At 66.0% G+C, this 21287-nt stretch carries 26 protein-coding genes; 13 read left to right on the plus strand and 13 right to left on the minus strand.

Annotated elements, in window-relative coordinates; all coding sequences use genetic code 11:
• Window positions 1-68: 68 nt before the first annotated feature.
• Together AC0QDI_RS11680 and AC0QDI_RS11685 are read left to right on the plus strand one after the other, a co-directional pair.
• Window positions 69-1430, plus strand: a complete 1362-nt coding sequence (locus AC0QDI_RS11680; RefSeq protein ID WP_474668285.1) for a hypothetical protein — start codon at window positions 69-71, stop codon at window positions 1428-1430.
• 277 nt (window positions 1431-1707) lie between these two features.
• Window positions 1708-2313: a DUF6230 family protein gene (locus tag AC0QDI_RS11685; protein WP_474668287.1), complete on the plus strand. Its 606-nt coding sequence runs from the start codon at window positions 1708-1710 to the stop codon at window positions 2311-2313.
• Between the two features lie 106 nt (window positions 2314-2419).
• On the opposite strand, the gene AC0QDI_RS11690 is transcribed toward AC0QDI_RS11685, so the two are convergent.
• Genes AC0QDI_RS11690 through AC0QDI_RS11710 form a run of 5 tightly spaced genes read right to left on the minus strand, consistent with a single transcriptional unit; the run spans window position 2420 to window position 5412 of the window.
• Entirely contained in the window at window positions 2420-3007 is a 588-nt protein-coding gene (locus AC0QDI_RS11690) for a GTP-dependent dephospho-CoA kinase family protein (RefSeq protein WP_474668289.1), read from the minus strand.
• Window positions 3008-3012: 5 nt separating this feature from the next.
• The gene (gene spt4 / locus AC0QDI_RS11695) at window positions 3013-3210 is read right to left on the minus strand and encodes a transcription elongation factor subunit Spt4 (RefSeq protein WP_098725680.1); all 198 of its coding nucleotides are present in this window, start codon (window positions 3208-3210) and stop codon (window positions 3013-3015) included.
• Window positions 3211-3212: 2 nt separating this feature from the next.
• The gene (locus AC0QDI_RS11700) at window positions 3213-3782 is read right to left on the minus strand and encodes a DNA-directed RNA polymerase (protein WP_474668291.1); all 570 of its coding nucleotides are present in this window, start codon (window positions 3780-3782) and stop codon (window positions 3213-3215) included.
• Window positions 3783-4175 (minus strand): PIN domain-containing protein, encoded by a 393-nt coding sequence (locus tag AC0QDI_RS11705; RefSeq protein WP_474668293.1) that lies wholly within the window; start codon window positions 4173-4175, stop codon window positions 3783-3785.
• Window positions 4176-4179: 4 nt separating this feature from the next.
• Window positions 4180-5412, minus strand: coding sequence for a translation initiation factor IF-2 subunit gamma (locus AC0QDI_RS11710; RefSeq protein WP_474668295.1), 1233 nt, complete (start codon window positions 5410-5412; stop codon window positions 4180-4182).
• Window positions 5413-5577: 165 nt separating this feature from the next.
• Between AC0QDI_RS11710 and AC0QDI_RS11715 the strand changes: the two genes are divergently transcribed.
• On the plus strand, window positions 5578-6576 hold the full coding sequence (locus tag AC0QDI_RS11715) for a DUF5787 family protein (RefSeq protein ID WP_474668296.1): 999 nt from the start codon (window positions 5578-5580) through the stop codon (window positions 6574-6576).
• 25 nt (window positions 6577-6601) lie between these two features.
• Here the strand turns inward: AC0QDI_RS11715 and AC0QDI_RS11720 are convergent, their stop codons facing one another.
• Window positions 6602-7426 (minus strand): MBL fold metallo-hydrolase, encoded by an 825-nt coding sequence (locus AC0QDI_RS11720; RefSeq protein WP_474668298.1) that lies wholly within the window; start codon window positions 7424-7426, stop codon window positions 6602-6604.
• 90 nt (window positions 7427-7516) lie between these two features.
• The gene (locus AC0QDI_RS11725) at window positions 7517-7846 is read right to left on the minus strand and encodes a hypothetical protein (protein ID WP_474668300.1); all 330 of its coding nucleotides are present in this window, start codon (window positions 7844-7846) and stop codon (window positions 7517-7519) included.
• A 335-nt stretch (window positions 7847-8181) separates the two neighbouring features.
• Here AC0QDI_RS11725 and AC0QDI_RS11730 point away from each other — a divergent pair, with 335 nt between their 5' ends.
• Window positions 8182-9441 carry a digeranylgeranylglycerophospholipid reductase gene (locus AC0QDI_RS11730; protein WP_474668302.1) on the plus strand — a complete coding sequence of 420 codons (1260 nt, stop codon included), beginning with the start codon at window positions 8182-8184 and terminating at the stop codon, window positions 9439-9441.
• A 135-nt stretch (window positions 9442-9576) separates the two neighbouring features.
• Window positions 9577-10374 (plus strand): ZIP family metal transporter, encoded by a 798-nt coding sequence (locus AC0QDI_RS11735; RefSeq protein WP_474668304.1) that lies wholly within the window; start codon window positions 9577-9579, stop codon window positions 10372-10374.
• A 24-nt stretch (window positions 10375-10398) separates the two neighbouring features.
• Here AC0QDI_RS11735 and AC0QDI_RS11740 read toward each other — a convergent pair whose 3' ends face one another.
• The 4 genes from AC0QDI_RS11740 to AC0QDI_RS11755 all read right to left on the minus strand — a co-directional run bounded on the left by AC0QDI_RS11740 (window position 10399) and on the right by AC0QDI_RS11755 (window position 12911).
• Window positions 10399-10866, minus strand: coding sequence for a phosphopantetheine adenylyltransferase (locus tag AC0QDI_RS11740; protein WP_474668306.1), 468 nt, complete (start codon window positions 10864-10866; stop codon window positions 10399-10401).
• A gap of 91 nt (window positions 10867-10957) precedes the next feature.
• Window positions 10958-11560: a cysteine hydrolase family protein gene (locus AC0QDI_RS11745; protein ID WP_474668308.1), complete on the minus strand. Its 603-nt coding sequence runs from the start codon at window positions 11558-11560 to the stop codon at window positions 10958-10960.
• Window positions 11557-12354: a YqcI/YcgG family protein gene (locus AC0QDI_RS11750; RefSeq protein ID WP_474668309.1), complete on the minus strand. Its 798-nt coding sequence runs from the start codon at window positions 12352-12354 to the stop codon at window positions 11557-11559. The genes AC0QDI_RS11745 and AC0QDI_RS11750 overlap by 4 nt, the downstream gene beginning before the upstream one ends.
• Window positions 12355-12446: 92 nt before the next feature.
• Window positions 12447-12911 (minus strand): MOSC domain-containing protein, encoded by a 465-nt coding sequence (locus AC0QDI_RS11755; RefSeq protein ID WP_474668311.1) that lies wholly within the window; start codon window positions 12909-12911, stop codon window positions 12447-12449.
• A gap of 137 nt (window positions 12912-13048) precedes the next feature.
• Here AC0QDI_RS11755 and AC0QDI_RS11760 point away from each other — a divergent pair, with 137 nt between their 5' ends.
• Window positions 13049-13741 (plus strand): hypothetical protein, encoded by a 693-nt coding sequence (locus AC0QDI_RS11760; RefSeq protein WP_474668313.1) that lies wholly within the window; start codon window positions 13049-13051, stop codon window positions 13739-13741.
• Window positions 13742-13982: 241 nt separating this feature from the next.
• On the opposite strand, the gene AC0QDI_RS11765 is transcribed toward AC0QDI_RS11760, so the two are convergent.
• Window positions 13983-14723: an SDR family NAD(P)-dependent oxidoreductase gene (locus tag AC0QDI_RS11765; RefSeq protein WP_474668315.1), complete on the minus strand. Its 741-nt coding sequence runs from the start codon at window positions 14721-14723 to the stop codon at window positions 13983-13985.
• A gap of 122 nt (window positions 14724-14845) precedes the next feature.
• Here AC0QDI_RS11765 and AC0QDI_RS11770 point away from each other — a divergent pair, with 122 nt between their 5' ends.
• Window positions 14846-15307 carry a universal stress protein gene (locus AC0QDI_RS11770; RefSeq protein WP_474668317.1) on the plus strand — a complete coding sequence of 154 codons (462 nt, stop codon included), beginning with the start codon at window positions 14846-14848 and terminating at the stop codon, window positions 15305-15307.
• A 216-nt stretch (window positions 15308-15523) separates the two neighbouring features.
• On the plus strand, window positions 15524-15988 hold the full coding sequence (locus AC0QDI_RS11775) for a universal stress protein (protein ID WP_474668319.1): 465 nt from the start codon (window positions 15524-15526) through the stop codon (window positions 15986-15988).
• A 55-nt stretch (window positions 15989-16043) separates the two neighbouring features.
• On the opposite strand, the gene AC0QDI_RS11780 is transcribed toward AC0QDI_RS11775, so the two are convergent.
• Window positions 16044-16475 (minus strand): hypothetical protein, encoded by a 432-nt coding sequence (locus tag AC0QDI_RS11780; RefSeq protein WP_474668321.1) that lies wholly within the window; start codon window positions 16473-16475, stop codon window positions 16044-16046.
• Window positions 16476-16621: 146 nt separating this feature from the next.
• Between AC0QDI_RS11780 and AC0QDI_RS11785 the strand changes: the two genes are divergently transcribed.
• From AC0QDI_RS11785 to AC0QDI_RS11805, 5 genes are all read left to right on the plus strand, one after another.
• Window positions 16622-17599, plus strand: coding sequence for an ROK family protein (locus AC0QDI_RS11785; protein ID WP_474668323.1), 978 nt, complete (start codon window positions 16622-16624; stop codon window positions 17597-17599).
• A gap of 114 nt (window positions 17600-17713) precedes the next feature.
• Window positions 17714-19051, plus strand: coding sequence for an LVIVD repeat-containing protein (locus AC0QDI_RS11790; protein ID WP_474668325.1), 1338 nt, complete (start codon window positions 17714-17716; stop codon window positions 19049-19051).
• Window positions 19052-19111: 60 nt separating this feature from the next.
• On the plus strand, window positions 19112-19477 hold the full coding sequence (locus AC0QDI_RS11795; protein ID WP_474668327.1) for a NifU family protein: 366 nt from the start codon (window positions 19112-19114) through the stop codon (window positions 19475-19477).
• 199 nt (window positions 19478-19676) lie between these two features.
• Window positions 19677-20246 carry an amino acid-binding protein gene (locus AC0QDI_RS11800; protein WP_474668329.1) on the plus strand — a complete coding sequence of 190 codons (570 nt, stop codon included), beginning with the start codon at window positions 19677-19679 and terminating at the stop codon, window positions 20244-20246.
• Window positions 20246-21193 (plus strand): homoserine dehydrogenase, encoded by a 948-nt coding sequence (locus AC0QDI_RS11805; protein WP_474668331.1) that lies wholly within the window; start codon window positions 20246-20248, stop codon window positions 21191-21193. The genes AC0QDI_RS11800 and AC0QDI_RS11805 overlap by 1 nt, the downstream gene beginning before the upstream one ends.
• Window positions 21194-21287: the final 94 nt, after the last annotated feature.

Consider the following 21287-nt stretch of genomic DNA (forward strand, 5'->3'; position numbering starts at 1 on the left):
GCCCGGGATACGCCAGTCAATTTCTATTACGGGTGATGACATTGCGATAGATACGACAGTCAGTACCAATGATCGACCGCAGCACCTTCGTGGCCGCCTTCCTCGTCCTCGTGGTCATCGCGAGCCCTCCGGCCGCGGCCTACTCCGGGGCACCGGGCTCGAGTTCGTCGTCGAACGAAGCCGCACAACTGGACGGAGACCCCCTCGACTCCCTGGCGTGTCTCCCGTCGCCGACGCTCGAGAATATCTCGATGAACGCCTACAAGCAGGAGGCGACGAATCTCCGGACGGAATCGGGAGATGTCTCCGCGACCAGTACCGGCCCGTCCGACGGGCAAGAGACGTTCGGAATCGAATCCGGCGTGATCGCCGCGAGCACGATCTGTTTTAGCGGATCGGATCACGAGAAGGAGAGCATCGAACTCCAACTCAACGACGTCGAGTTTCAGGACACCGCGCTTACCGGCCCTTGGACCGACGTCGAGTTCGAGCAGGGTGAGGCCGACTCGATGACCGTCGTTCTCTCGCCGGAGGCGGTGCTGGAGCTCCTGAAACAGCTTCCCGAGTCGATCAACGCGATCAAGACCATCAAAAGTCTGTTCGGGATAGAAGACTACGGGATCGACGAAACGGACCCCGCGGCAAACGAAACCGACGATAACACGACGGACCCGAACGAGACGACCGGGGAGAACAACACCGGTTCGGACGGCGGTACCGGGGACGACGACACTGGCTCTGACGGCGGTACTGGGGACGACAACACTGGCTCTGACGGCGGTACCGGGGACGACAACACTGGCTCTAACGGCGGTACCGGCGACGACGACACGGGTTCGGACGACGATACCGGGAACGATGTCGTGCGGAATCCGATCGACGACACTGACGACAATATGACGGATCCGATCGACGATCCCACGAATGAGACGACGGATGCGGTCAATGATACCGTGGACAATACGACGGACGCAGTCGATGATACTGTGAACGATACGACGGATGCGGTCGATGATACCGTGGACAATACGACGGCTGCGGTCGACGATACCACGAACAATACGACGGACGCGATTGACGACACGACGAACAACACGACCGACGGGGTCGACGGTTCCGTCGACACCACGACGGATGCGGTCGGCAATACTACGAATAGTACGACGGATGCAATCGACGAGACCGTAAACGACACGGCGCTCGACGAACCGGTAGACAATACGACGGACGCGGTCGACGAGACCGTAGACGGGACTACCGACGTGGTCGACGATACCGTGAACGGAACCACTGACGTGGTCGATGAAACGGTAGACGGGACCACCGACGTAGTCGACGGTACCGTGGATGGGACGACGGACGTAATCGGCGGTATCACGGACGGAACGACAGATATACTCTCCGCCACGACCGATTCCGCTATCGGCTAGCGACCCACGGAGTCTGCGACTGATCGTTCCGCTGGTCGACCGAAACTCCCGGTCGATACACGACGTGGTCAGTGCCGTCCTGCCGTCGCTGCGTATCGATAACTGCTGATCGAATCACGATCCGTTCTCGGAGCGATTCGCGCATCGATCGCGGACGGTCCACCGTTCTGACGGCGATAGGCTTCCGGAGACGAGCGAACGCGCCCGGGCCGTTTTATAGGACCTCGGATACGCGTGCAAATTTATAACTACCCGTTCGATGGAATACGGGACACTCGTGCCAATCGATCGCAAACGATTTCTCGTCAGTTTTCTCGTCACGAACGTCGTGCTGGTCTGCGTCTTGACCGGCATGATTACGGCCGGCGTCGGCGCCGCGGTTCCGACCGCCGGCGTCGGAACGTTCGCGATTACGTTCGACGAACTCCACGGGGAGGGGTTCGAACAGCGGTCGACGATGGGGAGCACCGAAACGTGCGGAGAGTACTCCGTCAACGTCGCCCAGATCGACAACGGGACGATCGAGGGACTCCACCTGTTCAAAGACGTCGAGATGCCCGTCACCGGTGAGACGGTCAGGGTGTCAATACGATCCGATGACGTCGAGTTCCAGGGACTCAGCCAGAAGTTCACTCACCTCGAGGGAGATCTCTCGTTCGGCGAAGACCAGGTCACCGAATACGACACCGAAGGCACCCAGGACCAGATGCGAATCTCGGCGTCCAGTATCACGATCGAGGAGGGGACGATCCACACCGATCGCCAGTTCATCACCAAACTCTCGCTCGACGACCTCGAGGTCGATACGGTACGGAACCCCGACGACGGGGGACTCGAAACTCGAGAAAACGATTGCCTGACGGGGAATAATTCTGACGGATAACGGATCCGAATCGATACGTCGTTTGCGACGGTGGCGTCGAACCCGGCCCGTCGCATCGTCGACGTGAGTCCGTCGTTACGCGGTTGCTCCCGTCTGTTGCAACGATTTACGCGTCAGTATCCGATTCGAGCAGTTCCCAGAAGCGCTCGGTGTCGCCCTCGAAGCGCTCGAGCAGGTCGCGCATCTCCGCGCGGTGGTCGTCGGTGACGGTCACGTGGACCATCCCCTCGTCGGGCTGGCCGTAGACGACGCTCGCGCCCTCGGGCGCGGCGGCGATCGCCGGCAGGGCGACGAGATCCTCCTCGCCGTCGACCAGAATCGTCGTCGGTTCGTCCGTCGCGAGCGCGCGTCGAAGCGCTCGGACGACGGGCGCGGAGAGTTTGGCCGGCGGATTCCGAACTTCGATGCTCGCGCCGGACGTGACCGCCTCCCGGATTTCCTCGTCGACGGCGCTGCGTTTCGTCCGGCCGTCGACGAGCGCGACGTCGGGACGGCGACCCGCCTGCAGGAAGTGGTAGGTGACGACGTCGCCGACGGCGATCAGCGGGCCGTCGACGGTCTCGAGGAGTCGCTCCGCGTCGGTCTCGATCGGCCCCATCGGCTCCTTGAGCTCGCGGCGGAGGTCGTCAGGTAACACCAGCAGCTGCTCGTCGGCGTCGGCGAACTCCGGATCGTGTTCGTCGTCGCGGGTCACGCCAATCAGCGAACCTTCAGGGCGTACGCGCCCGATTCGGTGATCTGCATCTCCGTCGCGATCTCGCTTTCCTCGGGGTGGGCGATGATGACGTAGCCCGCCCAGTCCTCGGTCAGCGACGAGGAGTTGCAGGCGTCACAGGTTTCGTTGTCCGGTTCGTTGACCCGGTGACACTCGCGACAGACGAGGCGGTCGGATGCCATGGTTATTCACCTGCGGCCGCTTCGCGTTTCTCGCGTTCTTCCTCGAGCCAGCCGTGTTTGCCCAGCCCCGGCTGTTTCGCCGTGAGGCCGATCTTCGAGTCGCGCGGGTTGCGCTCGTCGATGCTCTTGGTGACGATGCGGGCCCGAACGGCGTCGTCGACGCCGAGCGAGCGGGCGGACTCGTTCGAGGCGAGTCGCTGGTTCTCGCCGTCGAAGGCGAGGTACTCGTCACTGATCTGGGAGACGTGCAACAGGCCGTCGACGGGACCGATGCCGACGAAGGCACCGAACTCGACGACTTCGACGACGGTGCCGTCGACGACTTCCTGCATCTGCGGATCGAACGTCACCGCGTCGAACTCGGCCTCGTAGTAGACGCCCGGCCGATTCGGCAACACCGTCCCCTCTCCGATATCGTGGACGTTGGTGACGGAGACGATGCTCCCCACCTCCTCGTCCATGCGCCCCTCGAGTTTGTCCTGGAGCAGTCGTTTGACTCGATTCGGCGAAACGTCGCCGAGTTCTTCCGGCGGTACTTCTACCGTGTCCTTCAGCCTGACCCGTTTGTACATCTATGGTTGAGTGATCGCTAACTTGTTTCTCCCGCGTAATGCAATTACCGGTCTGCTCGCCTCGAGCACCCGGTCGCGCAGCGGGCGGTCGTTCGTGACGACGTAGTCGACGGTGCCCTCGCGAGCGAGTTCGACCAGGGCGTCGTCCGCGTACGACGCCTCCGTGTCGACGGCGAGACAGCGCTCGGTCGCCAGATCGTGGCCGACGGTCGCTGCCGTCCCCTCCTGGCCGCCCTTCTCGGACAGCCGCCGAAGCTCCTCGAGGACGGCCTGCGGAATCGTCGGCTCGAACGAATCGAGCAATCGTTCGAGTTCCTCGAACAGCCGCACGTCGAGTTCGACCGGCATCATGAGCGCGCTCGTGTCGAGGGCGACCCGCGTCCGCGTGCTCATCGCCTCAGTCCGTGAGCGTTCCCAGCCCGATCAGCCGCCAGCGCGCGCCGATGCGGCGGTTGATCGCGATTTTCGTTCCCGGATCGGCGGCGACGGGTCGCTTGAGATTGACCTCGCACTCGCCGGTTCGGGCGCTGGTGACGGCCCCGACGGTCGTCGCCGTGCCGACGGTCATCATCAGCGGTTCGCCGGTGCTGATCTCGTCGACCGTCTCGCCGCTCTCGGCACCGACGACGCGCTCGAGCAGGTCGACGTCCATGGTGAACTCGTTCCACGTCGGCGGGAGCGTCCCCGGCGGGCCGGCCATCCGGCCCGCCAGCGCGTCGCCCTTCGTCAGCGAGGGGTCGAGCTTGGTTCCGACGCCGAGCAGGCCGCCCGGCGTGACGGTGTCGACGGTTTCGCCGCCGGCCTGCAGCGACCGAATGCTCGTCTCGATCGGGACGTACTCGCTCTGGCCGCCTTCCTCGACTTCGCGGCCGGGTCGGATCTCGATCTCGTCGCCGACCTCGAGTTCGCCTCGGACCAGACTGCCGCCGAGGACGCCGCCGGCGAGGTCTTTCGCCGTCGTTCCGGGTTTGTTGATGTCGAAACTGCGGGCGACGTGCATCCGGGCGTCGGCGTCGGGATCCCGGTCGGGAGTGGGGATCTCCTCCTCGATGGCCTGAATCAGCAGGTCGAGATTGACCTCCTGTCCCGCGGAGACGGGGACGATCGGAGCGTCCTCCGCGACCGTGCCCTCGACGAACTCCTTGATCTGTTCGTAGTTGTTGCGAGCGGTGTCCGCGTCGACGAGGTCGACCTTGTTCTGGGCGATGACGATGTTGTCGATGCCGATGATGTCCAGCGCCATCAGGTGCTCTTCGGTCTGGGGCTGGGGGACGGGTTCGTTGGCGCTGACGACCAGCACCGCGCCGTCCATCAGTGACGCGCCCGAGAGCATCGTCGCCATCAGGGTCTCGTGACCCGGGGCGTCGACGAACGAGACGGTCCGAAGCGGCTCGCTTTCCGAGCCGTCCGGACACTCCTCTTCTACGGTGTAGCATTCGGGTTCGTCCGCTCCCTCGCAGTAGCGGAAGGTCGCGTCGGCGTAGCCGAGTCTGATGGAGATACCGCGTTTCATCTCCTCGGAGTGCTGGTCCGTCCACGAACCGCTCAGCGCTTGCACCAGCGTCGTTTTGCCGTGATCTACGTGACCGACGAGCCCGATGTTCACCTCCGGTTGTCGATTTCCTACCATAAGACGATGAGTAATCTTGGGTAGTGATTCCGCTGTGCGACTGATAAAGGTTGCGAGCTATCCCTTGGATTCGGGCAACGGCGAAGGCTAGAGTCTCTCACCCATATCGCCGCCGGCACGGCGTCGACCCGACGACTTATTTCGATTCCGTGCCTCCCTCCCACCGTGTCAGAGTTCGCGTTCGAACTCGAGTTGTGCGCTCACCTCGAGTCGCGCCGGGAAGGGATCGTCGCCCGCCAGCTCGGCGGCAGCGTCGCCGATCCCGGCGGACGAATCCTCGACGCGGTCTGCGTCGAACCCGGTCCCGAGTTCGACGACCGCGTCGCGATCGCGAGCGAGTCGATCCCCGACGCCGCCATCGAGTCGGCCGTCGGCACCGGCCGGGCGCGCTACTGGAAGGACGCCTTCGACTGCCATCCCGAGCGCGCCCGCAGCGCCCTCGAGCGAGCGCTCGAGATCGGCTTCTTCGAACGCGATCACGGTGCGAGCGCCACCAGCGGCCGCGACTACGTCAGACAGGTTGTACGCTACCCGAACTGGTACGACCGCATCGTCGGCATCGAGAACAAACCCGACCTCGGCCGGCCGGGCGACCTCGAGGCGCAACTGCGGACGGACGCGAGCCTCGCGCTGGTCGACGAGGCGATCCTCGCGACCGAGAGCTACGTGACGCGCGCGCACCTGCACCGAATTCCCGAGGAGATCGGCGTCTGGCGGGTCCACCGCGACGAGTCCGATCCGGACGCCGAACTCGAGATCGAGGTGATTCGCGAGCCAGCGTCGCTGCCCGTCGCCGAACCGGGGATCGAACCGCTCGCGTTCCGCCCCGGCCGAACGGAGATCGAGGTCGTCTCCCCCGCGGCGAAGGCTCGAGCGCGCCGCCGGATCGCCGAACGCGCCTACGGCAAGGGGTGGCGAACGTACGGGTTTCCACCCTGTGCGGCCTGTCGGTCGGACGACGCCAGCGGCGCGACGCTCCCCTACTGCGAGTGGAAAGACCGGGTGGTCGACGCCGCGTCGGAGTGCGGACCGTCGTGTTCGGGCCACAACGCGGCCGCAGCGCCGGACGTTCACCTCGAGGCGGAACGCGACCGTCGAACCGCGTGGACGGCCGATCCGGGCGGCAAGCGGCGGCAGCAGTCCGGGCTCGGCGAGTTCGACTGACGACGGCGCTCCCTGCCCGAACTCCCTAGAGTTCGTACTGCTCGCCGTCGATCGCTAGCGGCTCTTCGAACGCCTCCTCGGCGGGGTAGAAGTGCGCGAGGTGAACCAGCCGCGTCCGGTCGGCGTTCAGTTGCTCGGCCATCGCGAGCGCTCCCTCTCGTGTCATGTGTTTCGTGCCGAACGTCCGAGGGGTGCCCTCGCCGTCCTCGTGGCGACCGCCGAGGGGGTGGTACTCACAGAGGCTCGCGGGGACGATTCCGTCGGCGAGCAGGAGGTCGGCGTCGGCCAGTACCGCGCGTGATTCCTCGGGAACGTCGTAGCTCGTATCGCCCGTGATCGACAGCTTCGCGCCGGTCTCCGGATCCTCGATAGCGAGTCCGTAACAGACCAGCGGCGGGTGTTCGACGGGAACCAGCGTCACGTCGAGCCCGCAGATGCGGACCGTCTCGAGGGGCGTCGTCGGAACGACGGTGACGGGCTCGAGATAGTGGTAGTCGTCCCGGACCGTTTCGGCGACGCTCTTGCCCGTCTCGGGATCGGTCTCGTCGGCAGCGTAGACCTCGAGCGAGTCGAGGACGCGAAAGACGTTGCCGAGCCCGTCGAGGTGGTCGAAGTGAATGTGGGTGATGACGGCGGCGTCGGGTAACGGGACGCCGTCGCGAAGGAACTGATAGCGAAAGTCGGGGCTGCAGTCGATTAACAGTGACTCTCCCGTGCGCTCGTTTTCAACGTGGACCGAGAACCGCGTCCGCTCGACGTCGCGCTCTCGAGCGGCCAGACAGGTGTCGCAGTCGCAGCCGACGGTCGGCGTCCCGGTCGTATCGCCGGTTCCCAGCAGGGTAACCAGCATGCTTACGCAGCCCTCCCGCCGGCGCTCACCGTCCCGTCGGTGCTCATCAACCGGTTCGACGCTCCTTCGAGGCCGTCCGAGAGCCCCACACTACACATACGCGGTCCCTTCTTCGAGCGCCGTCCGGACGAACGGGTGATCCCGTTTCGCTTCGAACCGATCCGCCGGAAGCACGTGCACCGAGAAGACGACGCCGTGCTCGATCCCGACCGTCTCGGCGAGCGCCTCGAGTTCCCGTTCGATCGCTTCGTCGTCCTCCTCGAGGACCAACAGGATCTCGGTCTCGGTGTGGACGCCGCGGTCGTCGCCTCGGACGGCGGCCCCGAACGCGACGAGGTGACGGATCGACTCGCCGTGGGCCGCCTCTGCCCGATCGGCGAACGCCGACGCGGCGTCCCCCGCTGTCGCTCCATCGCTCATGCGTCGTGGTAGGCAGCCGTCGCATAAAGGGTATGCTGTTCACTGACCGTCACTGAACGGATTCGGCCGCTGCAGTTGATAGCCAGCTCGTGGCCGTCGATCGTCGTTTCGCCACCCGTATTGGCATGGCCGTCAGCCGTTCGCTCGGTACCCCGTCCGGAAACTCGTCGGTCGCTATGGTAACTATGAGCACGACGATACGACGAACGCGTAAATTCGTTCCGTCGATTCCTCGCGTCCGGTCGTCTCTGTCGGGTTAGCGCTCAAGGGCTTCGAGTCCGTACTAGCCGTCGTAACTGGACAAACTAATTAAGGTCCACTACAGTCTGGATTACATGAACGACCGCTACGACGTAGTCATCGCCGGTGCCGGTCCCGCCGGCGCACAGTGTGCCCGCGACCTCGCCGCCAGAGGGTACGACGTCGTCGTCCTCGAGACCGAGGCCGAAGAGGAGTTCCCGCGACAGAGCAACAAGTCCACTGCGGGAACATTCCACTCCATGATGGCGTCGTTCGGCATCCCCGACGACGTGGTCATGCAGTACACCGACAGCGTCGTCCTCGAGTCGCCGACCGAACACTACGTCCGCGATCAGACCGGCGCGGTGCTCGAGTTCGCGGATTTCAAACGCTATCTGGTAAAAGACAGCCGCGACCGCGGGGCCGAGTACCGATTCGACGCCCGCGTCACCGCGCCGATCACGGAGAACGGCGAGATCGTCGGCGTCACCTACAACGGCGACGAGGAGGTCTACGGCGATATCACGATCGACGCGACGGGGCCGAGCGCACCCCTCGCGAAGAAGCTCGGCGTCGTCGATCTCAAGCGGGAGAACCACGCCATCGGCATCGAGTACGAGTTCGAAGGGATCGACATCGATCGCCCCGGCTTCGCGGACCTGCGCGGCGCGATGATGTTGCGACTCGACCACGAGATCGCACCCGGCGGCTACTCCTGGATCTTCCACACGGGCGAGGACACCGCCAAGGTCGGTCTCTGTTACATCCAGAACGGCAGCCACGAGCGGTACAGTCGCGACGATTTCACCATCGACGACTACCTCTCTCACTGGCTCGAGACGGACCCCCGGTTCCGGGACGCCGAACCGATCGAGGGCAAACAACACCGCGGCTCGGCGCACATTCAGGCGCCAGAGAAACTCCACACCGATCGGTTCATGGCCATCGGCGACACCGTGCCGAGCCTCGACCCGCTCTGGGGCGAGGGGATCAACAAGTGCATGCAGTCCGGTCGCGCAGCCGCCGCCACCGCCGATAGCATCCTCAAACACGCCAGCGTCGAGCCGACCGCCGAGAACCTCGAGGTCTACGACACCCTCTGGCACCGCGACGTCGCCCCCAACGCGAAGAGTCGGCTGCTGATGACCCAGCTCCTCTATCTCGCGTCGAACGATCGCTACGACAGGCTCATGCGGGACCTCCAGCGCCTCGGCGACGATACGCTGGCCGAGGCGAACAAGGGGAACGTCCGCGCCATCGCGAACCTGATCGAACTCGAGGACGCGCCGTTGCTCGCCCGCTTTGCGAAACAGCAGCTGGATCTCGGCTCCCTGCCCTCATTCGGGAGCCAGTAATCGCGGCGTCGCCTCTCGAGCGGATTACTGAACGTCAGCATCGGCCACCCGCATACGACGGGGTTCGCCCTGACGAAACGGCCAGAGACGCCGCCTTCGCCGTCGGTTTATGCGTCCGTTCCGATCGTCCGACAGATGGCGCTCCTCGAGAATCTCGTGCTCGTATTCGTCGCCGGGCTGATCACGGCGCTGGCGACCGGCCTCGGCGCGCTCCCGTTTTTCTTCTTCGAGGGGATCAGCGATCGGCGAAACGTGGTCCTCTGGGGACTCTCGTCGGGAATCATGGTCTCGGCGTCGCTGTTCGGTCTCGTCGAGGAGGGACTGGCCGAAGGGACGCCCCTCGAGATCGCGATCGGGATGGCGGCCGGGGTCGCGCTCGTCGTCGTCGCCCACGACGTGCTGATGGACACCGAGATCGACCCCCAGCAGTACGAGGAAGCCGATTTCAAGAAGCTCGTCCTCATTCTCGGGATCCTGACCGTCCACAGCTTTCCCGAGGGCGTAGCCATCGGCGTCTCCTTCGCCGATCTCGGCCTCGAGGGCGGGACCCAGTTCCTCGGCTTTACGATCCCGGTACTGGCTATCTTCATGACGGTCGCGATCTCGATTCACAACGTTCCCGAGGGGACCGCGATCTCGATCCCGCTGCGCTCGATGGACGTCGCGAACTGGAAATTAGTCTGGTGGGCCGTCTTCTCGAGTCTGCCACAGCCGATCGGGGCCGTCATCGCGTTCGGGTTCGTCCGCTACGCCCGCGAGTTCCTGCCCTACGGCTTCGGCTTCGCCGCCGGCGCGATGATCTACCTCGTGCTCACCGAGTTCGTCCCCGAAGCGCTCGACATCGGGGACCGACTGCCGCGGGGCGGCAAGCCGGAGCTGGCGGGCGGTATCGTCGTCGGGATTCTCGTAATGGTGCCGCTGGCGTTCGTGTAGCGGCTTTTGGGGCCGTCGTCGCTCCTACTCGAGCACGCGTCCGTGCTCGTCGATCTCCCCCGCGACGATTCGGGTCGAGGAAATCCGCTCGCCGTCGGCGGCGTAGACGTACGGCGCGACGATTCCCGTCAGCGACTCGTACCCGCGCTCGCGCCGCAATCCGTTGATCGCCTCGAGTTCGGGGGCCGTCTCGGGGGAGACCACCAGCGCGTCGATCGACGGCTCGTCGGTCGCGATCCCGTACTCGGTCTCGAGCGTTCGGATTTCGACGTCGCGGTCCCACCCGTCGATCTCGGCGATCGCGTCGGTCACGGTCCGGGTTCGCTGCTCGAGCGACGGGACCGACCGGGGCTCGTGGCGCGTCTCGACCGCGAGGTCGTCGCTGGTCAGCGCGACGACGACGCCGTCCTCGCCGAAGCGCAGTGCGTGCTCGAACAGGGTTCGATGCCCGTCGTGGAGCGGCCCGAACGTCCCGGCGACTGCGACTCGCATAGGTAGTCGTGAGAGAAGGCGACACATAACTGTGCTGCGAACTGTCTCGGATCGGGACGGCTCCCGCTCGAGTCGGTTGGAAGCGAGCGACTCAACCGTCACCGAGAAGTTCGGCGGTCGTCGCCGCGTCGGCGAACTCGCCCTCGAGGTGGGCTAACGCCGTTCGGTGGGTAGTCTCAGCGTCGAAGGTCTCGCCGTCGAACGCTCGCTCGAACGTCGCGGTGGCGTCGCTGACCACGATCGGGTCGAAACCGAGGTTCTCCGCCATCCGCGTCGTCGTCGAGACGCAGTGGTCCGTCGTGAGTCCCGCGAAGACGACCGTCTCGAGGCCGCGGTCGCGGAGCCACTCCTCGAGGGTCGTTCCGATGAACGCGCTGTTGACAGACTTCACGACCGTCGGCTCGCCCTCGAGCGGTGCCGTTTCGGACTTAAATGCGAAGCCGGGCTCGTCGCCTCGGAGCGGGGAACCGGGTTCGGTCGAATCGTGGCGAACGTGGACGATCGGCCGGCCGCGCTCGCGCCAGCGCTCGAGCAGGCGCGCCGCGTTCGCCTCGGCGTCGGGGTTGTTTCGATCGCCCCACGAGGGGTCGTCGAACCCCCGCTGGAAGTCGATCGGGACGAGGACGGCGTTCCGGAGTCGGTCGCGGCCGAGGGTCGCGTCGTCGGCCGCCACCTCCGCTCCGGCGTCCGTCATGGGAGCTGTGCGGCGGGTTTCGGGTGGGTCCGGGTGATCGTGATCGGACACGTCGACGGCGCTTGCGCGTCGTTCGCAGAGAGCATGTACTGGGGCCACTCCCGGTCGCCCTCGACGCCCCAGTCCCCGAGATCGGCGTGCGGACAGACGCCGTCGTAGCCCTCGAGGCGACCCTGAATGACGTCGCGAGCGTGCTGGCCGGCCTCGGTGTCACCGGTCACGCCGAGGCTCTCGAACAGCGTCCGCGGCTGGAACGTGATCTCGAGGCCGACGGGACAGTAGCGGCTCTTTCGGTGCTCGTAGAACGGGGCCCGGCAGGTCGGGAACATGGGCTCGCCGCCGAGGCAGAACTCCCAGTAGGGGTCGTCGGGGTCGGTGGGGATCTCCTCCGGCCAGGGCTCGGGATCGTGGAGGTGCAGCGTCTGCAGGATGTGCCACAGCGATCGGTGGTACTCCCGCTCGGATAGCGGCCGTTCGGGCGGCTTGAAGAAGGTCACCAGCGACGCGCGGTCCGAGTATTCCTCGCGGACCGCGAGGTACTCGAGGATTCGATCGCGCAGCGTCAGCAGCGCGTCGGCGTCGCTCAGCGACGGCACTGCGGTGTAGAGCGGGTCGCCGTTTTGCACCGACTCGGCCCCGAAAAAACAGGGAAACGGCGTCTCGTTACGCTCGCCGAGCAGTCCCTCGCGAAACGACTGCCAGTGATCGGCGACCCACTCGGGGGCTTCTCCGGTCCGAACGCGCCGATCGAGCGTTTCCTGCTCCATCAGCGACTGGATCCCAGACTCGTTCATTGGTTCTCACTTGTACTCCGAGGAAATGTAGGTTTTGTTTTCGTTTGTTGGATTCTATCGGCACATATGTGGAGTGTTCGGGCCGAGAAGCGCTAGATGCGTTCGACGCGATCATCGGTCGTCACGGTCCCGCTCTCGAGGATCCGCGCTCGGAGGCCACCGCGGTGAACCAGCGCCTCCCGGACCCCGTTCTCCGCGAGGTGGGACTCGAGGGACGAACAGGGCTCGCAGAGCTCGACTCCCTCGCAGACGACCTCGCCGATCCGGAACCGCACGTCGACCAGATGATTCAGGGCGATGCCGTCGGTCGTGATATTCCGGCGGTGGACGCCGGGCTCGAGGTCGATATCGTAGTCGCGCTCGACCCCGGTCAGCGCCTCGCCCTCGATGAGCGTAACGTCGCTGCCCTCGCGGTCGGCGAACGTGCCGTCGGCGCTGTAGTAGCGATCGCCCTCGAGGCCGCACCCGGCGGCGGCTCGGACGCGGTCGACTCGCTCCGGCGGTGCGCCCTGTTCCGGTGCGACGTGGATCGCCCGGACCGTTCCCGTCGATGACATGTGCACGGAGACGACCGCGGTCGAGGTATAGTATTCGATCGGGCTCCGCGAGCGACCGCGACCTCGGGCCGAGTATCTCGAGCAGTGGTTGGTCGGCGGGAGAACTATGGACGCGGCACCGAGAGGAACCGATACTGATGTTCGATCGCGGCGAATCGGCGGGCGCGCAGCTCTGCAACGACTGGTCCGGCGGGGTGAGTTGGATGGCCCATCCCGGGGAAGGCGGCCAGCGCGTGAGCCACGCGATTCGAACGGCTGACGGGGTCTGGCTTCTCGATCCGTTAGACACCCCCGATATCGATCGCGTGCTGGCGAACTTCGGTGAGATCGCCGGCGTAGCCGTCCTCTCGTGTTGGCATTCCCGTGACGCCGACGTGTTTGCAAACCGGTACGGCGTTCCCGTCTCCGTTCCCGACTGGATGGGGCGCGTCGAACGGCGCATCGACGCGCCCCTCGACCGGTACACCGGCTCGTTTCCGGCGACGGGTATTCGCGCGATTCCCAGTCGACCGTTTTCCGTCTGGGACGAGGTCGTCCTCTTTCACGAGCCCAGTGGAACCCTCATCGTTCCCGATTCGCTGGGGACGATCGACTCGTTCCTGATCGGTGAGGAGCGACTCGGACTGCAGCTGCTGCGGCGGCTCAGGCCGCCGCGTCAATTGAACGACCTCGAGCCGGAGCGAGTCCTCGTCGGCCACGGGGCGGGGATCACGGAAAAGGGGAGCGCCGTCCTCCGGGCAGCGCTCAGATCGCCTCGGAGACGGTTTCCGCGCGCGCTCGTCGAGAACGGTCCCGCGACCGTCCGGAATATCATCAGAACGGTCGGTTGAACGCCATTCTACCGTGACCGGTTACGCCGTCTCGGGCAACCAGCCGCCGTCGGCCTCGAGGTTCTGCACCCACCTTTTTACTACGTCGGGGTCTCTCGCCACGCTCACGGGCGACCGCCCGTTCGCGTTCCCGCGGCGCGCGGTGCAGCGCGCCGCTCGAGACCCGCTCCGTGCAAAAACCTGGACCGAAAACCACCCGCGGCGCTTCGCGCCGCGGTTCGATCCTCTCACTGACAACCGGCTACACCGTTTCGGGCAACCAGCCGCCGTCGACCTCGATATTTTCCCCGCTGACGTAGCCGCTGTCGGGGTCGAGGTAGAAGTACAGCGGCGCGATCAGGTCCTCGAAGTTCGCGGGCCGGTCGCGGGGCAAGTCGTCGGGGAACTCGTCGGAGTTCTCGACGACGTACGGCGAGATCGCGTTGACCGTGATCCCGTCGTCCTGGGTGTCGGCCGCGAGCATGCGCGTGAACATCAATACCCCCTTCTTGGCCACGAAGTAGGGGAAGTTCTCGGGGCTGACGAGCCCCTGCTCGCTCGAGGCGTAGCCGACGTTTACGATCCGGCCGTACTCGGTCTCCCGCATCTCGGGTAGCGCCCGCTTCGAACAGAGGTAGGTCCCGTTGAGGTTCGTCTCGAGGACGCGGTTCCAGGTCCCGAACTCGAGGGCGGCCCAGTGGGCGGGCGCGAAGTCGCCGACGTTGTTGACCAGCACGTCGACGCTCCCGAGTTCGGCTTCGACGGCGGCGAAGAGGCCGTCGACGCTCTGGGGATCGGTGACGTCGCCCTGAACGGTCATCGCCGCGCTCGTGCCGCGATCGCGGGCCGCCTCGGCCACGTCGCGGGCCGCCTCGGCGCTGGTGTGGTAGTGGACCGCCGTCGCCGCACCGCGCTCGGCCGTCGCCAGCAGCAGTTCGCGACCGACGCCTTTCGCGCTCCCCGTGACGAGTACCGTCTGCCCCGTGAGGTCTGGTCCCTCCATACGTCCGTATGCGGCGAGGGCGTGGAAAAACCGTCCGGACCGTCCCTCACTGGTCCGCGACAGCTGGATCCCGCGGGTTACCACCCGCGGATTTACGGTGGTGTGCGAGAAATCCGTCGTTCATGTTAGAGACAGTGTTGCTCGCAGTCGGACCCGGAGACGCAGATCGCAGCGACCAGCTAGCCGAAGCGGTCCTCGAGGTCGCGAAACCCGCCGGGGCGACGGTCGTCCTCGCACACGTGTTCACCAGCGACGAGTACGATCAGGTGCTCGACCGCCTCGACTTCGACCGGACCGTCGACGAGATCGACCCCGACGCGGTCGCGTCGCGCCACTCGACGATCCACGATCTGCAGGCCGTCCTGGACGAACACGATGTCGACTACGAGATTCGCGGCGCGGTGGGGGAACACGGGCCGTCGATCGTCGATCTGGCCGCGAGTACCGATGCCGACCGAGTCATCGTCGGCGGACGGCGTCGATCGCCGACGGGGAAGGCCGTCTTCGGCTCGACGGCCCAGGAAGTACTGCTCTCGGCGCCGTGCCCCGTTACTTTCGTCCGGAGCGAGGAATTCGAGGACTGATCGATCGCCGACGGCCAGCCCTCGAGCGACGGCGCGCCGGCGGAGGGCGGCGGGTTCCGGTCACTCAGACGGTCTGCTGTAACGATGTACCGGTGCGACCGCGGGTCGTATCGCGGTCGCGTCGGAACTGACTGACAGCAGTCCGTATCACGCCTCGTTCCTCGAATACTGCAACGACGAGAATACTTAAGCGGATGGCCCGAACAGTGTGCCGGTATGGCAATCGATACGGTACTTCTCGCAGTCGGACCGATGGACACAGTTCGCGCGCCGGAGCTCGCCGAAACGGTTCTCGAGATCGCCGACCCCCTCGGCGCCACGGTCGTCATCGGCCACGCCTTCACGGCAGACGAGTACGAGGACGTCCACGACGACCTCGGCCTCGAGGCCCGCGTCGACGACGTCGATCCCGACGAAGTCGCCGCCCGGCGCGCGCCGGTTCCCGAACTCGCCGAGCGCTTCGAGGAGGCCGGCGTCGACTACGAAATCAAAGGTGCGCTCGGCGAGGTCAGTACCAAGGTCGTCGACATGGCGATCGACGTCGACGCGGATCGAATGGTCGTCGGCGGTCGGCGACGCTCGCCCGCCGAGAAGGCCGTTCTCGGTTCCGTCTCCCAGGAAATCATCCTGCAGGCCCCCTGCCCGGTCACCTACTTCCGCGATCTCGACGTAATGGAGTAACTCCCCGCAGCGCGGTACTCGCCGCCTATCCACCGAACCGCGTTCTTCGTTCTCGTCACGGCTCGTCAGCGCGTCGCTTCCACGCTCGCTCCTGTCGGCGCTCGCGGACGTGGCGCTCCCCGTCAGCCAGCTCCCGCCGAACCCGCCGCTCGAGCGATCGCGTCTCGGCCAGCAGGCTCTCCTGGAAGTTCTCGAGAACGTCGTAGGACCACCGGTCATCGTCGACCACGCCGTGCGGAAGGAGGTCGGCTCGAATCTCGTTTGCGAGCTCGTCGCGGCCGGCCGCCCTGAGCAGTTCCTCGGCCCGTGAGAGGTGGTCCATGCCGTGGCCCGTCGCGTGGTAGAACTCGAGCAGACAGCCCTGGGCGCGCTGGGCCCACTCGAGCCCCAACTCGACCTCGTGGAGGGCCTCGAGTTCCGTCTCGGACAGCGCGGGAGTCGGCTCCGATTCGGCCGCTGATTCCGGAAACGTGTCGTCGGTGGCCATATGATAACATATGTCTCGGAGCGACATACGTATGTTGCCGGATTATCGAGGGAAACGCTATCGAGGCCGCAACGTATCGAAATCGCTACTCGTTGTCGAGTATAATCTGGGTAGTTAAGTACGGCCGCGGTCGTCCCTAGGACAGCATGGTCTACTATGCGGGCGTCGACCTCGGCGCGACCAACGTCCGGGCCGTCGTCGCCGAGGCCGACGGGACGACGATCGGTGCGAGCCGCCGGTCGACGCCGCGCGGGCCGACGGGAATCGACGTAACGGAAGGGGTCCTCCGAACGCTTCGCGACGCCTGTGACGAGGCCGAGGTCGATCCCAAGCGGATCGCCGCCGCCGGGATCGGCTCGATCGGCCCGTTCGATCTCGCGGAGGGGACGGTGATCGATCCGGCCAACCTGCCCGACTCGATCGATCGAATTCCGCTGACCGGACCGATCGCGAAGCTGATCGACAGCGACGACGTCTACCTCCACAACGACACCACCGCGGGCGTCATCGGCGAGCGGTTTCACGCCGCCAGCAACCCGGACGACATGGTCTACATCACCGTTTCCTCGGGGATCGGGGCCGGCGTCTGCTCCGACGGCCGGATCACGAGCGGCTGGGACGGCAACGCCGGCGAGGTCGGTCACTACGTCGTCGATCCCCGCGGCCGGCTGACCTGTGGCTGTGGCCACGACGGCCACTGGGAGGCCTACTGCTCCGGCAACGCAATCCCCGATTACGCCCGACTGCTCGCCGACGACGATCCGACGATCTCGACCGATCTCCCGCTCGAGGGACCGGATTTCACGGCGAAGGACGTCTTCGATCTCGCCGGCGAGGACGAGCTGGCGGATTACGTCATCGAACAGCTCGCCCACTGGAACGCGATCGGCGTGACGAACGTGGTCCACGCGTTCGCGCCGATCGTCGTCTCCGTCGGCGGCGCGGTCGCGTTGCACAACGAGGAACTCGTCGTCGACCCGATCCGCGAGCGCGTCGCGGAGATGGTGATGACGAACGTCCCCGAGATCCGGCTCACCGAACTCGGCGACGACGTCGTCGTCGAAGGGGCGCTCGCCAGCGCCATGACCGAGGGGACAGGCGACCGACGGCGGCTCCGAGGGTGAGTCGCTCGCGGGCGCCCCCCGTCCGAATTCGCAACCGACAACCGACCCGACAGCCGTCTGCGCCCGCGCGCTCGAGTGCCACCTTCTATGTAGCTGTGCCCCCCTGTGTTAGCCATGAAGCGGCGAGCGGTGCTGCGAACGAGCGGCGTTGCCGGTCTTAGCCTGTCCGCCCCGGGGCTCGTGGGGCTCGCCCGAGGGCAAGCGACGATCGAGCCGCTCGGTCGGATCCCCATCACCGGCGCTGCGGAAGCCGTCGTCGGGGACGACGGCGAGACCGCCTACGTCGCCGCGACGAGCGGCTTCGCGACCGTCGACGTGAGCGATCCCGCCGAGCCGGCGCTCCTCGCGGTGGAACGCGGCATCCAACTCGACGGCGAGACGATGACCGAGATCCTCGACGTCTCCGTCGACGGAGACCTGTTGGTCGTCGCGGGGCCGGCCAGCCAGAGACCCAGCGTCGCCGGATTCCGCTGTTACGACGTCAGCGATCCCGGCAATCCCGCGCCGGTCGGCGAACATCGGACCGGATATCACGTCCACAACTGCTATCTCGACGGCGAATCCCTGTTCGTCGTTCAGAACACGAGAGAAACGAATCGGCTCGCCATTTTCGACGTCGGCGGCGGCGAGATCACGCTGGACGGCTCCTGGTCGCTCCTGGACCACGAGCCCGGCTGGCGCGACGTCCACTGGCTCGCCCGCTATATCCACGACGTGTGCGTTCAGGACGAGATCGCCTATCTGCCCTGCTGGAACGCCGGCACCTACCTGCTCGATGTCGGCGAGCCGAGCGAACCCACCGTCGTCTCACACGTCGCGGACACCACGCTCGAGGAACAGCGCGCGATCGACGACTGGCGGGAGGCCGTCTTCGGATTGCCCGGGAACGACCACTACGCTGCGGTCGACGACGACGGCGATCTCATGGCGGTCGGTCGGGAGGCCTGGGCGACCGGCGGGGCGGAACCGGATCGGCCGGGTGGAATCGACCTCTACGACGTGAGCGATCCCGCCGATCCCGCCCACAGGGGATCGATCGACGCTCCGCGGGCGGACGACGAATCTAAACCCGGCGGCATGTGGACGACCTCGCACAACTTCGAGCTTCGCGACGGTCGGCTCTACTCGTCGTGGTACCGAGCCGGCGTGAAGATCCACGACGTGTCCGATCCCGCGGCTCCCGAACCCATCGCCGAGTGGCGAAACACCGACGAGACGGGGTTCTGGACGGCCCGCGTCCTCGAGCCCGGCGAGACGTTCATCGCGAGCAGTACCGAGGCGATCACAGGGGCGTCGCTCGAGGGGGCGCTCTACACGTTTTCCACGGCACCCGACGACCGAAGCGGGACGGGCGAGAGCAGTCCGATCCCCGGCTTCACCGGTGTGGCCGGCCTCGTCGGTGGCGGGGTCGCGCTCGAGTGGCTTCGCCGGCGCGGAAACGTTCAGGATTAATTCGCCGGATTTCGGCGGCGCGACCCAACTTATTCACCGTTCGAGATCCTAGCACGACTCATGACTGACTCCGAGGACGAGCCGTCGCTCCGGGAACGCGTCGAGAAGTGGTTGGCCCGAGAGATGCCGATCATCCAGATGCACGGCGGGACCAGCGCGGTGCGCGCGGCGGATCCCGAGACCGGCGAGGTCGTCATCGAACTCGGCGGCGGCTGCAAGGGCTGTTCGGTCAGCGACGTGACGACGGGCAACATCGAGGCCGAACTCATCACGTGGCCCGAGATCAACGAGGTGACGATTCGGGTACCCGACGCGCGCGACAGCCTCGGCGGCCCCGACCAGCCCGAGTCGATCATGGGCGTCGACCGGACCGAGGGCGGCCGTGGCGACTGGGGCTCGTCGAATCCGGGCAAGGATCATCTCTGAGCTGCGGAACCGACGGACTCGGACACGCGTGGATGGCCTTCGTAACTGCCACTCCGCGGTCTCCGTCCTCCGCTCCTCGGTCGTCCGTGGTCCTCGTTGACAGGGGCGGAGAGTTTTGGGAAGTCCTATACCCTTTTACGCACCTATTACGGTGCATACACCATGACGAGTAGATGCCCGCAAGCAGGAGGTGTCGGCGATGGGTAACTCACCCGAGTCCGACGACGAGGACGAACCCGACGCCGAAACCGACGGCGGCGTCCGCGCTTATACCGTCCGGCTCGAGCTCGTCGACGAACCCGGTGAGCTGCTTCGCGCGCTCTCGCCGATCGCCGACAACGGCGGCAATCTGCTGAGCATCCACCACGAACGCGGCAACATCACGCCTCGCGGGCACATCCCCGTCGAGGTCGACATCGAGTGTCCGCCCGATCGATTCGACGGCATCGTCGAGGCGTTGCGCGACGCCGGCGTCAACGTCATCCAGGCCGGCGAAGAGCACTACGGCGAGGAGATAAACGTCATCCTGATCGGCCACCTCGTCGAAACCGATCTCTCGAACACGCTGTCGCGGATCGAGGACGAGGCCAACGCCGTCGTACAGGACCTCTCGCTGGCCGCGCCCGACGGGACCGAAGCCGTCGCGAGCGCTCGAGCCCGTCTCGCGATCAACTCCGGTCGGTCCACGGAGGCGCTCGCAGCTATCCGTGCGATCGGGACGGACAAGGAGCTAACCGTCGTCGAACCGCTGCTCGGAGGTGAGGCCTGATGGAACTCGCGATTCTCGGCGCGGGTGACGTCGGCCGCTCCGTGGCAAATCTCGCCGGCGAGTACGGTCACGAGGTCGTCGCGCTCGCCGACTCCACCAGCGCCGCGGTCGATCCCGACGGGATCGCCGTCGACGCGGTCCTCGAACGCAAGGTCGGTGGCGAGGCCATCGGTACGGACGACCCCGAAGACGTCTTCGAGACGGACTACGACGTGCTCGTCGAAGCGACGCCGACGACGCTCGGCGACGCCGAGCCCGGCTTCACGCACGTGAAACGTGCACTCGAGGCCGACCGTCACGTCGTGCTGGCGAACAAGGGACCCGTCGCCGAGCGCTACGAGGAACTCCGCGCGCTCGAGGCCGACAGCGCGGGCTCGATCCGGTTCGAGGCGACCGTCGGCGGTGCGATCCCGGTGCTCTCGACGATCGACGACTGCACGCCACAGGCCGTCACCGCGGTTCGGGGCGTGCTCAACGGCACCGCGAACTTCATCCTCACCCGGATGGCGGCCGAGGGGCTCGACTACGAGCACGTTCTCGCCGAGGCCCAGGATCTGGGCGTCGCCGAGGCCGATCCCACCTTCGACGTCGACGGCACCGACGCCGCCCTGAAGTTCGTCATCCTCGCGAACGTGTTAGCCGACGGCGGCTTCGCACTCGAGGACGCGACGGTCACGGGAATTCAGGACATCCCCGGAAGTGCGCTCGATCTCGCCGCCGAGGACGGCCGCACGATCCGGCTCATCGGGGAGGCCACGCGCGACGGTATCCGCGTCGGTCCGCGACTCGTCCCCGAGAACGGCGCGCTGGCCGTGACCGGCACGCGAAACATCGTCCAGATCGAGACCCGGAACGCGGGATCGCTCCACTCGAGCGGCCGCGGTGCCGGCGGTCCGGAGACGGCCACGGCGGTGCTCTCGGACATCGGTCGACTACCGCCGCTGTAGCCGCGGTTCGTTCGCTACTATAGTAACCGTTAGAACTTTCCGCCCCTATATCGTTATTGTATCCAATGGACCATCTCGACGATATATCCGTCGA

The sequence above is a fragment of the Natrinema sp. LJW11 genome, from assembly GCF_056135975.1.

Excerpts from the sequence above, each read along its gene's own strand:
- AC0QDI_RS11755 (WP_474668311.1), bottom strand. The coding sequence starts at position 12,911 with ATGTCATCGACGGGAACGGTCCGGGCGATCCACGTCGCACCGGAACAG.
- AC0QDI_RS11770 (WP_474668317.1), top strand. The coding sequence starts at position 14,846 with ATGTTAGAGACAGTGTTGCTCGCAGTCGGACCCGGAGACGCAGATCGC.
- AC0QDI_RS11790 (WP_474668325.1), top strand. The coding sequence starts at position 17,714 with ATGAAGCGGCGAGCGGTGCTGCGAACGAGCGGCGTTGCCGGTCTTAGC.
- AC0QDI_RS11730 (WP_474668302.1), top strand. The coding sequence starts at position 8,182 with ATGAACGACCGCTACGACGTAGTCATCGCCGGTGCCGGTCCCGCCGGC.
- AC0QDI_RS11725 (WP_474668300.1), bottom strand. The coding sequence starts at position 7,846 with ATGAGCGATGGAGCGACAGCGGGGGACGCCGCGTCGGCGTTCGCCGAT.
- AC0QDI_RS11745 (WP_474668308.1), bottom strand. The coding sequence starts at position 11,560 with ATGACGGACGCCGGAGCGGAGGTGGCGGCCGACGACGCGACCCTCGGC.
- AC0QDI_RS11740 (WP_474668306.1), bottom strand. The coding sequence starts at position 10,866 with ATGCGAGTCGCAGTCGCCGGGACGTTCGGGCCGCTCCACGACGGGCAT.
- AC0QDI_RS11760 (WP_474668313.1), top strand. The coding sequence starts at position 13,049 with ATGTTCGATCGCGGCGAATCGGCGGGCGCGCAGCTCTGCAACGACTGG.
- AC0QDI_RS11785 (WP_474668323.1), top strand. The coding sequence starts at position 16,622 with ATGGTCTACTATGCGGGCGTCGACCTCGGCGCGACCAACGTCCGGGCC.
- spt4 (WP_098725680.1), bottom strand. The coding sequence starts at position 3,210 with ATGGCATCCGACCGCCTCGTCTGTCGCGAGTGTCACCGGGTCAACGAA.
- AC0QDI_RS11780 (WP_474668321.1), bottom strand. The coding sequence starts at position 16,475 with ATGGCCACCGACGACACGTTTCCGGAATCAGCGGCCGAATCGGAGCCG.
- AC0QDI_RS11805 (WP_474668331.1), top strand. The coding sequence starts at position 20,246 with ATGGAACTCGCGATTCTCGGCGCGGGTGACGTCGGCCGCTCCGTGGCA.
- AC0QDI_RS11795 (WP_474668327.1), top strand. The coding sequence starts at position 19,112 with ATGACTGACTCCGAGGACGAGCCGTCGCTCCGGGAACGCGTCGAGAAG.
- AC0QDI_RS11775 (WP_474668319.1), top strand. The coding sequence starts at position 15,524 with ATGGCAATCGATACGGTACTTCTCGCAGTCGGACCGATGGACACAGTT.
- AC0QDI_RS11735 (WP_474668304.1), top strand. The coding sequence starts at position 9,577 with ATGGCGCTCCTCGAGAATCTCGTGCTCGTATTCGTCGCCGGGCTGATC.
- AC0QDI_RS11710 (WP_474668295.1), bottom strand. The coding sequence starts at position 5,412 with ATGGTAGGAAATCGACAACCGGAGGTGAACATCGGGCTCGTCGGTCAC.
- AC0QDI_RS11765 (WP_474668315.1), bottom strand. The coding sequence starts at position 14,723 with ATGGAGGGACCAGACCTCACGGGGCAGACGGTACTCGTCACGGGGAGC.
- AC0QDI_RS11700 (WP_474668291.1), bottom strand. The coding sequence starts at position 3,782 with ATGTACAAACGGGTCAGGCTGAAGGACACGGTAGAAGTACCGCCGGAA.
- AC0QDI_RS11720 (WP_474668298.1), bottom strand. The coding sequence starts at position 7,426 with ATGCTGGTTACCCTGCTGGGAACCGGCGATACGACCGGGACGCCGACC.
- AC0QDI_RS11680 (WP_474668285.1), top strand. The coding sequence starts at position 69 with ATGATCGACCGCAGCACCTTCGTGGCCGCCTTCCTCGTCCTCGTGGTC.
- AC0QDI_RS11750 (WP_474668309.1), bottom strand. The coding sequence starts at position 12,354 with ATGAACGAGTCTGGGATCCAGTCGCTGATGGAGCAGGAAACGCTCGAT.
- AC0QDI_RS11705 (WP_474668293.1), bottom strand. The coding sequence starts at position 4,175 with ATGAGCACGCGGACGCGGGTCGCCCTCGACACGAGCGCGCTCATGATG.
- AC0QDI_RS11800 (WP_474668329.1), top strand. The coding sequence starts at position 19,677 with ATGGGTAACTCACCCGAGTCCGACGACGAGGACGAACCCGACGCCGAA.